The 12,128-nt window shown below is 63.4% G+C and carries 10 protein-coding genes; 7 read left to right on the forward strand and 3 right to left on the reverse strand.

Annotation, left to right across the window (positions count from 1 at the left end; all coding sequences use genetic code 11):
* Positions 1 to 111 precede the first annotated feature (111 nt).
* On the forward strand, positions 112 to 1,299 hold the full coding sequence (locus KYT97_RS13010) for a 4-hydroxybenzoate 3-monooxygenase (RefSeq protein ID WP_033231640.1): 1,188 nt from the start codon (positions 112 to 114) through the stop codon (positions 1,297 to 1,299).
* 41 nt (positions 1,300 to 1,340) lie between these two features.
* Here the strand turns inward: KYT97_RS13010 and KYT97_RS13015 are convergent, their stop codons facing one another.
* Positions 1,341 to 2,183 carry an arylamine N-acetyltransferase family protein gene (locus KYT97_RS13015; RefSeq protein WP_141485015.1) on the reverse strand — a complete coding sequence of 281 codons (843 nt, stop codon included), beginning with the start codon at positions 2,181 to 2,183 and terminating at the stop codon, positions 1,341 to 1,343.
* Between the two features lie 77 nt (positions 2,184 to 2,260).
* Between KYT97_RS13015 and KYT97_RS13020 the strand changes: the two genes are divergently transcribed.
* The 6 genes from KYT97_RS13020 (at position 2,261) to KYT97_RS13045 (ending at position 10,241) form a co-directional block, all read left to right on the forward strand.
* Complete coding sequence (locus tag KYT97_RS13020; RefSeq protein WP_033231827.1) at positions 2,261 to 3,097, forward strand: 2-amino-3,7-dideoxy-D-threo-hept-6-ulosonate synthase; 837 nt, start codon at positions 2,261 to 2,263, stop codon at positions 3,095 to 3,097.
* A gap of 66 nt (positions 3,098 to 3,163) precedes the next feature.
* A complete protein-coding gene (locus KYT97_RS13025; RefSeq protein ID WP_219112472.1) occupies positions 3,164 to 4,348 on the forward strand; it encodes a 3-dehydroquinate synthase II family protein in 1,185 nt (394 codons plus the stop codon).
* Between the two features lie 5 nt (positions 4,349 to 4,353).
* A complete protein-coding gene (locus KYT97_RS13030) occupies positions 4,354 to 5,496 on the forward strand; it encodes an LLM class flavin-dependent oxidoreductase (RefSeq protein ID WP_092803006.1) in 1,143 nt (380 codons plus the stop codon).
* Entirely contained in the window at positions 5,489 to 8,017 is a 2,529-nt protein-coding gene (locus KYT97_RS13035) for a non-ribosomal peptide synthetase (RefSeq protein WP_219112474.1), read from the forward strand. The genes KYT97_RS13030 and KYT97_RS13035 overlap by 8 nt, the downstream gene beginning before the upstream one ends.
* Positions 8,014 to 8,904, forward strand: coding sequence for a beta-1,6-N-acetylglucosaminyltransferase (locus KYT97_RS13040; protein WP_219112476.1), 891 nt, complete (start codon positions 8,014 to 8,016; stop codon positions 8,902 to 8,904). Before KYT97_RS13035 ends, KYT97_RS13040 begins: the two co-directional genes overlap by 4 nt.
* Positions 8,901 to 10,241 (forward strand): lipopolysaccharide biosynthesis protein, encoded by a 1,341-nt coding sequence (locus KYT97_RS13045; protein WP_045064520.1) that lies wholly within the window; start codon positions 8,901 to 8,903, stop codon positions 10,239 to 10,241. The genes KYT97_RS13040 and KYT97_RS13045 overlap by 4 nt, the downstream gene beginning before the upstream one ends.
* Here KYT97_RS13045 and KYT97_RS13050 read toward each other — a convergent pair.
* Both KYT97_RS13050 and KYT97_RS13055 read right to left on the reverse strand, forming a co-directional pair.
* Complete coding sequence (locus KYT97_RS13050; RefSeq protein WP_219112478.1) at positions 10,238 to 11,134, reverse strand: glycosyltransferase family 2 protein; 897 nt, start codon at positions 11,132 to 11,134, stop codon at positions 10,238 to 10,240. The two genes, KYT97_RS13045 and KYT97_RS13050, sit on opposite strands and share 4 nt — an antisense overlap.
* Positions 11,135 to 11,142: 8 nt before the next feature.
* The gene (locus KYT97_RS13055) at positions 11,143 to 12,117 is read right to left on the reverse strand and encodes a glycosyltransferase family 2 protein (RefSeq protein WP_245006108.1); all 975 of its coding nucleotides are present in this window, start codon (positions 12,115 to 12,117) and stop codon (positions 11,143 to 11,145) included.
* Positions 12,118 to 12,128: the final 11 nt, after the last annotated feature.

Below are 12,128 nucleotides of genomic sequence, written 5' to 3' on the forward strand. Positions count from 1 at the left end.
AGCCCTAGAGGGCTTGTGTGTCGACAGTCACATAATATCCAGTGGCCGAGGTGCGGGTGATCCGGTATTGCAACAACGAATACGCTCGAAGACAAACAAAGGAACTTACACGTGCACACTCAGGTTGCGATCATCGGTGCCGGACCCGCCGGACTGACTCTCGCCGCTCTGCTTCACCGACAGGGTATTTCCTCCATCGTCCTCGAACGTCACGACCGCACATACATCGAGACACGAACCCGAGCGGGAATCCTCGAGCAACCCACCGTCGATCTCATGCACGAAATCGGCGTGGGTGACGGAATCACTCGCGAAGGCATGGTGCACAACGGGTTCTATGTTCGGTTCGACCGAACCACACATCATCTCGACTTCACCAGGCTCGTCGGCGGCCACGCCACCGTCTATCCGCAGCAGAAGCTGGTTGCCGACCTCGTTGCGGACCGGGTCGGGGGCGGCGAGCCTCTACTCTTCGAGGCCTCGGTACGTTCGATCGACACCACCACCGACGGCGCCCGCCTGCAGGTCCAGACACCAGAGGGACTGCTCGAGATCACCGCGGACTTCGTCGCCGGCTGCGACGGATTCCACGGGGTGAGCCGCGCACACCTTCCCGCAGACTCGGTCCGAGAGTTCGAGAGGACCTATCCCGTTGCGTGGCTGGGCATCCTGGCGCACACCACCCCCACCACCCCCGAGGGCATGTACTGCGCGCATGAGAACGGCATCTCGGTGCACAGCATGCGCGGGCCGAACATCACCCGCCAGTACCTGCAGGTTCCCGCGGACACCGACCTGGGCGACTGGTCTGACGAACGCATCTGGGACGAGCTGACACTCCGCAGCGCCAGTGACGATTTCCCGGTACTCGAGCGCGGCGAGATCTTCGACAAATCACTGGCCCCGTTGCGCTCGTACGTGTGCGAAACCATGCAACACGGAAGGCTTTTCCTACTCGGCGACGCCGCCCACATTGTTCCTCCCACCGGCGCAAAGGGTCTCAATCTTGCAGTGTCCGACGCAGTCACGCTGTCCTATGCACTCGGTGCGTTTTACCTGACCGGCGGCAGTGAGCACCTCGACGCATACTCGAGCACCTGCCTTCCACGTATCTGGAAGGCACAGCACTTCTCCGCAATGCTTACCGAAACACTGCACTCGCTGTCCGCAGATCCATTGGATTGGCAGCTGCGACGCGCTCGCCTGACCAGGTGGGTGGAGTCGGAGCACGAGCAGTCCGCACTGGGCGAGGTCTACCTGGGCCTGCCATTCCCCAGTCCCTGGCAGTATCCGGCATAACAGCAGTATCCGGCATAACGGCAGTTACCGGATCAGGTATTTCAGAATCGAGCCGGTCGCGGAAGTTCGGGCAACCGGATGCCGAACTCCGCGGCCAGTACGGCAAGTGCTTCGTCGCCGTCCAGGTCGCGGGCGCTGCGTAGCGCCCCGTCCGTAACGGCTAGCTGGTACTGCTCGTCAGGCCTGCAGGAGAGTGTCTTTCGCACACTGCCCTCGGTCAGGGAGCACACGATTCCGCTGGTGAAGCGGGCCAGCGGGGAGGTGCTGTGCCACCACGCCATTGCCGCGAAATCTGCGAGTGGCCTCGTGGTCGCGTCCGTCAGGTACGACGCGCCGGAAGGAAAGCGCACGTCCCATCCGGCGACTGCGCCGGCGTCGACCTGGTGCACTATCGCGTCGCCGCCGAACCCGACGTCGACTAGCCACGTCTCGCCTGCGAAGCCGACAACGATTGCGACGTGGCCTAGTGGAAGCCCCGGCCCGTTCGGAGTGACGACGGCTGCGCCGACCAACTGTGCGTCGAATCCGACGGTGCGGAGAGCGCGGGCGAGCAGGCCGTTGAGTTCGTAGCAGATTCCACCTCGCTCACGCCGGAGCAGCTTCTCCTCGATCGCAGCTACCGAGACCTCGACCGGGCGTTTGCGGTGAATGTCGAGATTCTCGAACGGGATTCGGGACAACTGAGCGTCGGCGATGCGTCGCAACAAGGACGCGTCGACGGGACTCGTCAGGCTATCGTCGGGCAATGCGACCCTGCGGAGATACGAGTGCATTTCCGCACTCGACATCACGTCGGCGTCGCGGCGCATATGACGCATTTGCGGTGCTACCGACGGTGTTTGTGGTGTAGATCGCAGTACTGCCTCTACCCCGATGAAATCCATTTGTGTAGCCTACCCTAATATTGCGGAGGCACTCGAGAACGTCAGCCGCACGTTCGATGCCCGATTGGAGAACCTCGGTGTTCACATCACCCAACTATGCGAAGTCGCAGTCCTCGGGCGGTAAGTCCATCCGACTCTCCCGGATCAGCGACTACGCTACCGGGCGCACTCTCGTCGTCCCGCTGGATCATTCGGTCACCGTCGGTCCACTCGGCATGGCCGACCACGCGAACTCGTTGGTCCACACTCTTGCGCAGGCCGGAACCAATGCCGTAGTTCTCCATCGCGGCCGCGCCAAACACGTCGACCCTGCCCACTTCGCGCGCATGGGATTGATAGTCCATCTCTCAGCGGGAACGACCCGAAGCATGGACCTCGACTCGAAGGTTCTTGTCGGCGGCGTCGAGGACGCGCTACGCATCGGTGCCGACGCGGTCAGCGTGCACGTCAATATCGGATCGTCCACCGAACGCGAGCAACTCCAGGATTTCGGCAAGGTCTCCCACGAATGCGAAACACTCGGAGTTCCCTTGCTGGCCATGATGTATGCGCGCGGTCCCCTACGTGGTGATCTCCCGTCGGACGCGGCGGAACTGAAGCACCTGGCGGCTATCGCTACCGATCTCGGTGCAGACCTGGTCAAGCTCGACTACAGCGGCACCCCCGAATCCATGCGTGAGGTTGCCGAGTCCTGCCCGCTGCCCATCTGCGTCGCGGGCGGCCCGCCCCTCGAAGACGTCGACGCGCACGCACTCGCGCTCGGCGCCGAAATACTGAGCTCAGGTGTTGCCGGGTTGAGCTTCGGCCGTAATGTATTCGAGGCACGCAATCCGTACGCGGTGGCCTCTGCACTGGCCCGGATGATGCACTCCCCACAGGAATCGGCATCCCGGTCCGAACTCGAGATTGCCTGATCTTCAGTTTTCACCACCTCGCACGCACGCGCGCTTGTTCAACCAACGAAGGGAACGTGTCCAACTATGGACAGCACTATCGTCACCGACCAGATCCTCCCGGCGACGGGGGCCGGCACGGACAGTCGACGGACACCGATCAGCCGCGAAGGCCACTTCGCCTGGCTCGACGTCCGTTCGGTCGAGCAGAGCTTGCTGCCGGCAATTGTGCAAGCCGCATTGCACCATCGCATCGACGGCATCCTCTCGGACAAGATCGAGACCTTCGACGGCCTTCCCCCCACCGTGCGCCGCATCCTGAGCGTCGACGCTCCACTGGCAGAGGACTTCCCGTACGACGGAGTTGACCTCGTCGTGGTCGCCGACCGCGCGGACGCGTTGTCCCCCAACATCGGCCACACCCCTGACTGCGGCGTCCACGTTGTCGTTTCCGACGCACCGACCCTGCAGCTGGCGTGCGAGGTTGTCCGTGAGGTGCCGTGGACGCTCCTCACGTTCACCGACCCGACCAAGATCCCCCTCGAGATCGTCATCGCCGCAGCCGAGAACTCCGGCGGACGCACGGTCACCACGGTTACCGACGTCGAAGACGCCGAAATCGTGAAGCTGGTCCTCGAACACGGCTCCGACGGACTCCTGCTCGCACCTCGTAGCGCCGACGACGTCGTCCGCATCGCGCGCATCGTCGATCACCAGATCGAGTCGATGGAGCTCTCCGAGCTTGTCGTCACGAAGGTCGAGCACATCGGCATGGGCGATCGTGCCTGCATCGACACCTGCTCGTTGCTCGAGAAGGACGAGGGCTGCCTGATCGGTTCGTTCTCCACCGGAATGTTCCTCTCCTGCAGCGAGACCCACCCGCTGCCGTACATGCCGACGCGTCCCTTCCGCTGGAACGCCGGCGCGGTGCACTCCTACGTCCTCGCTCCGGACAACCGCACGCGCTACGTGAGCGAACTTCAGGCCGGCCAGCCGATCCTCGCAGTCCGCTCCGACGGCAGTGTTCGCGAAGTACGCATCGGCCGCGTCAAGATCGAGAAGCGCCCGCTGATCTCGATCACCGCAGTTGCCCCGAACGGCAAGAACGTCAACGTCATTGCGCAGGACGATTGGCACGTGCGCCTGCTCGGACCCGGTGGCAGCGTCAACAACGTCACCGAACTGGAACCGGGCGACAAGCTGCTCGGCTACGTTCCCACCGAGGCGCGCCACGTCGGCCTGCCGATCACCGAATTCTGCGACGAGCGCTAGGAAAGATGTCCGTTCCCGAGATCCTCTGGTACATCGGAGCTAACGACGGAGAGGTCCCGTGGGATCCGCGGCACCGGTTCGAGCCGTCGTTTTCCGCTCTGCGTGAGCAGGCGCGCACTCTCGACCGACTCGGCTACTACGGCGCGTTGACAACGGCCCGCGAGCCGATTTCGCTTGTCGCAGATACCGAACGGCTGCGCTTTGTCGTACCCGAGTATCCCGGAGTCAAACCGCCGGCGCTGCTTGCCGAGGAGGCACAGGTCTTCGATCAGTACTCCGGCGGCCGGTTGATCTACAACCAGGTCAACGGAGCCGATCCGGTGTTGGCGCGGTACGGACGATTTCACTCCAAGGACGAACGCTACGGCGTGTCCGAGGAGTACTGGCCGCTGTTCAAGCGGCTCTATCTCGATGAGGCGCAGGCGTTCTCGGGTGAGCACTTCGAGCTCGGTCCGCGATACAAGCCGGCCATCGCCGGACCCCGTCAGCCTGACGGGGTTCCGGTCTGGGGTACCGGGGCCTCCCCTGCCGGAATCTCGCACGCGGCAGAGGTTCTCGACGCCTACCTCATGTTCATGAGCCCGGCTGAAGCGATGTCGACGCTGTTCACGAAGGTCAGGGCAGCAGCATCCGACAAGGGCCGCGAACTGAAGTTCGGAGTATTGGCCAGCGTCATCGTCCGGGAAACGGAAGAGGAGGCCTGGGAGCGGTTCGAATGGCAGCTGTCCCAGACCTCACCGGAATCGGTGCTCAGCACCGCAGACCGCAATCTGACCAGCTTCGGGTTCCCGCCGTTGGCGGAACTCACCTCCGACAACGCACAGGTGCAGGCCCGGATCGACGCTCTGCGAGCCGGCCGCCTGCCCACCCGATCGGAACTTGAGTTTGCCCCGAACATGGCTGCCGGACTGACCACGTGGTCCGGCGCCGAACCACCATTCGACGTCGCGGGTAAGGGAACCGGCAATTACCTCGTGGGCAGTGCCGACAACGTGGCCGCGCGCATGCTCGAGATGAGCGAGAGTGTGGGCATCGACATCTGGATCCTGTCCGGGTGGCCACTGATCCGCGAGGCCGAAATCACGGCCGAACTGCTTTTCCCCAGGCTCGGCGTGACAGCTGCGTTCGGAGCAACTGCCGGTGTCTGAGATTTCGACATTCGAGTCTTTCCGCGCTCCTCGTGGACACGAACCGTTCCCGGTGCCGTGGTCCTCGGTGCGGGAACGGTTCGAATCCGTTGCGACTGCACTGCCCGACAACATCGCGGTGGTCTGCCGCGGTAGCAGTCTGAGCTATCGGGAGCTCAACTCGCTCGCAGATGCCCACGCTCGGGCCTTGGTGGGTCATCTCGGTAGCGATCGACGCCCCGTTGCGCTCGACACCACCTGCAGCCTCGACTGCGTCGTCGCGCTTGTCTCCGTGCTTCTCTCGGGACATCCGCTGGTGCTGCTCGACTCGCAACTGCCCGAGGATCGGCGCCACAACATTCTCACGCGCTCGGGTGCTGCTCGCATTTCCCCGGCCGAGTTGGCTGCATTGCCCCGACATCCCGAAGAGCCACTGCCCGCTGTCAGCGAGAGCGACTGCGCAGTACTACTTTTCACATCCGGTTCCACCGGTACACCGAAGGCAGTCCGCCAGGGCCACCGACTGTGGCTCAACCAGGCGGCGGATTTTCACGCCACGCTCGGCATCGGTTCGGGCGATCGGCTGGGAATGGCGTTGCCGATCAGCTTCGGCGGCGGACTCGACGTCGTGTTCAGCGCACTACTCAACGGTGGCGAACTGCATTTTCTCGATCCCCGCGAAGTAGGTATCGAGGAAGTCCCGCAGTGGATTTCGAGCCACATGCTGACCACGCTGCACGCCACCCCCTCACTGCTGCGCGCAGTCATGAAGGTGTGCGCCGGCACCGCCACACTGACCGGTCTCCGCTTGGTCACCACGTGCGGTGAGGCAGTGCACGGCGACGACGTGACCAGGCTCCGCACCTTGCTCAGTCCGACTGCGTCGTACTGCAATCTGTCGGGTTCCTCCGAGACCGGCAATCTCGCGTTCAACGAATTCCCCCCTGGCCGCGACGTTCCCGACCGGGTACTTCCTGTCGGCGTAGTGGCCGCCAACAAAGTGGTGCGGCTGCTCGGCCCAGACGGCGCCGATGTGGCGCCGGGTGAGGTCGGCGAAATCGTCGTCGAATCGCCCTATCTTTCCGAAGGTTATTTTGTCGAGCAAGACGGCACCGCTACGGCAGAGATCACGAAGTTCGGCCGGGCAGCAGATGGCACACGATCATTCCGGATGGGCGATCTGGGCCGATTCGACCAGCACGGACTGCTGCACTTGGTCGGCCGGAGCGACGACGCTGTCAAGGTGCGCGGCTACCTGGTTGAGCCGTCGGAAGTGGAGTCGGCGCTGCGACGCCTACCTTCTGTCGAAGATGCCGTTGTGCTGGCTCGGCAAACAGCCTCAGGCGCCGTGCTGGTCGGATACGTTGCCGTAGATCCCGCTACACGCGCGCCGTCTGCGGCAGACTTGCGACGAGATCTTCGAAAGACTCTGCCTGACTGGATGATTCCTGCCAATCTGATGCTGCTTCCGGCGCTACCGCGCAACGAACGCGGCAAGGTGGACCGCGGCGCTCTTCCAGCGCCCTCCCCCAGGCCCGCCGTAATTCCCCCCGCCGTGGGTGTCGAGTCCGAACTGGCAGCACTGTGGTCCGAGATCCTCGGGATCGAGCAGATCGGCCGTGACGACGACTTCGTCTCTCTCGGGGGCGATTCCCTGCAGACTCAGCAGATGCTCACCCGTGCCGGCCAGAAGTTCGGCGCCGAACTGTCGTCGGCAACGTTGGCCAACTTCCCCACCCTGCACCAGTTTTCCGCACATCTCGAGCAGGCCGCTACAGGTACGACGCTGCGCACCCGTGTGCTGGTGCCGTTGCAGACCGGCGGCACCGGGGACCCGTTATTCGCCTTTGCCGGAGCAGGTTCCACCGCGCTGGCGTTGCTGCCACTGGCAAGGGAACTCGGACCTCAATGGACGGTGCACGGTCTCCAGGCCCACGGACTCGAAGGCCGCGGATTCCCCGATTGGACGGTGCGCTCAGCAGCGAAGCGCTACCTGCGCGAGATCCGCCAGGTACAACCGCACGGCCCGTACACCTTTGTCGGTCACTCACTCGGTGGTGTGATCGCAATGGATGTCGCGCGTCTACTCGAAGCCGAGGGCGAAACCGTCAACGCGGTGATCTGCCTCGACACGATCCTGAGTGGACCACTGGGTTCGGGAATTCTCGATCTGTCTCGCAGTGAGCCGGATTCGGGTGAACAGTCGATCCCTTTGTCCGAACCTGCTCCCACCGATCGTCGCACGCTGTGGAAGACTCGCGCCATGTTACTCACGGCGGGACTGTGGCAGTACCCGGCGCAGACGCAGTGGGATCTATTCCACGATCTGGGTCGACGCGTCGCGCTCATGCACCGATTGCAGCCGTGGGAAGGCGCAGTATCGGTTGTCATGGCAGAAGACAACCCGGATGACCCCGCGTGGTGGACTCGAGTTGCACCCCACGTTGTTTCGGTGGAGCGTGTGTCCGGCGATCATGTCGGCATGCTCCGGCCGCCGTATGTCGCGCACACTGCCGCACTCGTGCGCGAGGCGCTGAAGTGAGCTTCCGGGCCGCAGTTCTGGTCATCGCGCATCACCAGCCAGAAGTCTTTGCCGCACTCGTTGATTCACTGCGCCACCCGTCTATCGACGTCTATGTCCACATCGACGCCAAAGCCGATCTCGCATCGTTCGAGGCCGTGGTGCCGGAAAGTGACGGGGTGACCTATCTGCGCGACCGTCGCTCCGTGAACTGGGGCGGGCTGAGCGTCGTGCACGTGATTCTTCGATTGATCGAGCACGCGCGATCCTCCCGCAACGAGTATCAGCGGTACGCCTTGCTATCGGGTTCCGATCTGATGATCGCGCCGATCGAGGAAGTGCTGGCGGCCTGGCAGAGTTCCACCGAGTTCATCCGAGTTGACTGGCGACTGACCGGCCCCGGTGCGCAGCGCGCCCATCTGGTGGACCGTCGACACTTTCCGGACGACAGGTCCCCGCTTCGCGCGCGACTGTCCGGGCGCATTCCGCGGAAGGTGGATCCGACTATCGAGCTGTACCAGGGATCAACGTGGTGGGCACTGACCGCCGGCGCAGTGGATCAGGTCACCGGATTCATCGCGGAACATCCGCGATGGCTCGACTTCCATCGGCACACACTGTGTTCCGACGAGATAGTTTTCCATTCGATCCTCAAAGCCGCGCCGCACGCGCGTCGGATCGTTCAGGACGTGGAGCAGTGCGCCGACGTCGACAAGTTCATCGCCGACCCGGTTCATGCGCTTCATCACATCGACTGGTCTGATCGAACTGCGCTGAGCCCGCGGGTACTCGGAATCGACGACGAACCGACACTGCGTGCGTCACGGGCACTGTTCGCCCGCAAGGTCGACACGACCTCGATGGCACTGATCGACGCTTTTGCCGTGAACTCGGATTATCTCCCATGAGCCGCTTGCCGACCCGTCGCCTGAGCGCTGGACTCGAGTCCAATGCCGCGGCGCTGATGCTCTCGTCCGTGGCAACAGGTGCACTCGGCCTCGTGTATTGGGCAGTGGCAGAACGCTTCTTCAGCACGGCAGAAGTCGGTCGCGCGTCGGCGGTCATCAGCACGGCAACCATGCTCGCATCGGTGTCCTGCCTGTCGCTCGGCGGTGCATACCAACGTTTCCTTCCCGTCGCCGGACGCGCCTCGACGCGTCTGGTCCTGGGCGGGCTGGCACTGACAGCCACCGTGGCCGTTCTTCTCGGTTGCGGTTTCCTGCTGGTCAATCCGACCAACGAACGCCTCTTCACCAACACGACCGAGCGCGTCGCCTTCCCGATGTTGGTGATGACACTGGCGATCTACGCTCTGACCGACCCGATCCTGACGGGTCTGCGGCTGGCGAAGAGTGTTGCGGCCAAGAACATTGCACTGTCGGTACTCAAGATCGTTCCGATCGTTGCACTGGCGGGCACGGGATCTACTCTGGCCCTCACCGGGTCTTGGGGTGTGCTGGCGTTTGGCGTCACCGCGGTTGCGCTGGTTCACATTCTGCGTACCGGTGTGCGTGGCCGGAAGGCAATCGCGCCAGACCTGCCACCGGTGCGAGAACTGTGGGCATTCCAGGGCGTCTTCTTCACGATGACGCTTGTGCTCACGGTGACGCCCCTTGTGCTGCCACTGATCGTGGTGTCGCAGTTGGGCGCCGAACAGAACGCCTATTTCAACGTGGCCTGGACCATGTGCTCGGCAGTGGGATTACTCCGTAGCGGAGTCGGTTCGTCGTTCATCGTCGAAGCCTCGTCGCCCGATGCCGACCGTAAAGCCCTGCTGAGGCGGTTGTTGCGAATGCTCGCGGTGGTGACCGCGGTATCTGCTGCGGGGCTGGCGATCGGTGGACCACTGGTTTTGTACGTGATCAGTCCCGACTACTTCCACGCGGCAACAACACTCGTCCTCGTGATGGCGCTCGATTCGATAGCCGGAGCTGTTGTCGTGGTCTATTTCCTTCTCTCCCAGATCTTGCGACGACTCCGGCTCATGTTGGCGGTCCAGTGCGTCATCGTCGTCACCACGGTGTCGCTGGCACTGGTCTTGATTCCCCGGCTGGGCCTGATCGGGGCCGGACTGGCAACGCTGAGTGCTCAGTTGGTCGCCATAGCAGTGATCGCGGTGCCACTGCGCCGTGCGGTCGTCGACTTCTCGGCCACCCCGGTGGTCGCGAAATCCGACCCCCGTCACCTCAACATTCAGGACCTCGATATTCCGGAACCTGACGTGCTGGATTCTGCAAGAACCTAGTGCGCTGCTCGCACTTTCGCGAGCGTCTCGACTATTTTTCGTCCGGTGAACCGGATGGTCTCGACGCCCGGGCGTCGTATCACCACAGAGGCAGCCGGGCGCGCGATGTCCGCCAACGCCCGCACCGCCGCCACGGGCAACGGCCCCGCCGGTACCTGCGGCCACAGCAGCGCAGTCAGCGCCTCGTCCGAAAGCGGCCGGACGCCAATCGACTCCGCGTACTCGCGAGCGATCCGCTGGTGCGCAATCCGCTGCTGCGACCCGTGCACGGCACTGACCTGGTGGGGGTAGATCCGGTACTCGTATCCGATCATCGCCACGTTAGCGAGACGACCGAACTCCGAGAGTTCCGCGAACATCCGGTAGTCCTCCGCGTGAGCGAACTCCGTCCGGAACTCGAGACCACTGCGGTCCAGGATGGGCTTGCGGATCATGACCGATGCGCCGCAGTGACAACTGCCGAGCAACAACCTCTGCCGGCAGGCCGCATCCGAACGCGGCATCCGAACCCTGCCCGACATTGCCCCGAACAGTTCGTAATCGGTACCGCACGACACTATCGACGGATCAGCCGTCAACACTGCCAATTGGGCGGACAACCGGCCGACACCCATCCTGTCGTCGGCGTCCATCCGCGCCAGGAACTGCCCCCGCGCTTCCGCGAGACCTCGGTTCAGAGCACCGACCAGTCCGGTGTTGTCTTGGCGCACCACTCGCAGTCGCGGATCGGACACCGACGCGAGCACCGCGCCAGTGTTGTCGGTGGACCCGTCGTCGATCACGAGTAGTTCGAAGTCACGGAAATCCTGTGTAAGAACCGAATCCAGCGCCTCGCGCAGGTAGGGCCCGGCATTGTAGGCGGGGATCAGGACGGTGACCAGCGGTGCGCTCATCGGTGCCCTCATCGGTGCCTCAGAATCGCGGAGTACAGGCCTGGGGTGTACTTCACCATCACCGCGAACACAGCCTCGCGGCGGTGACCGGTGCGTACCAACGGAATCACGTCGTCCGTCGAAATCGACCGACGCACACGGGTAATCGCTTCGTCGTAGAGTTCGGGCCGCGTCGGCGACGCGTGGCGGGCGCGCATGGCCACGTGAGCCACGGACGTCAGCACCTCGCGGTAGCGGAAGGCACGTATTTCGTTGCCCCACTGTGTGCTCAGAGAATGGTCGCCCAGTGCACTGTCGATGTCGCGTTCGACTTTGAACAAGTCAAGCGTACGCGGGGTGAGTGAGGTACTGATCGAGCCCTCACGGTAGAGATACCGGTACAACGGCTCCTCAACCAGGGCAACTCGCTCGGCAGCCAACGACATTCGCAACACGGGCGCCATGTCCTCGTACCCCTGCCCCTCGTCCCATGGGCGCTCCCCCAGTAACTCGCGGCGGAAGAGTTTGGTGCATGCGTAGGCTTTTGCGTCCCCGAGAATGAGGCGTCGCGCAAACTCTCTGCCAGACACCACCATCGCGTCGAACGGCGCCTCGTCGATCTGGATTGCCGTACCGGATTCGTCGACGCGAGTTGTTCTGGTGCAGGCGAAGTCGGCCGATGCAGTGATCAATGCCGACTCGAGTCGTTCGACAAAATCGGGTGCCGCCTCGTCGTCGCTGTCGAGAAACCAGACGAGATCTTCGGTCACAGCACCCAGTCCGGAATTGCGAGCGCGCCCCAATCCCTCGTTGCGCTCGTGAACCACGGAGGTGAAATCGACTCCGCGCGAACGTAGATAGGACTCCGCGCGTGCCATGGACTCGTCCCCACCGCGATCGTCCACCAGAACGATCTGCGTAATCGGACGAGTCTGCTCGAGCACCGAACGAAGGCAATTCTCCACGTACGGCAAGCACCGATACACCGGCACAACCACACTCACACCGGCAGGGT

The organism is Rhodococcus globerulus, assembly GCF_019334125.1.
Classification (GTDB): Bacteria; Actinomycetota; Actinomycetes; order Mycobacteriales; family Mycobacteriaceae; genus Rhodococcus_F; species Rhodococcus_F globerula.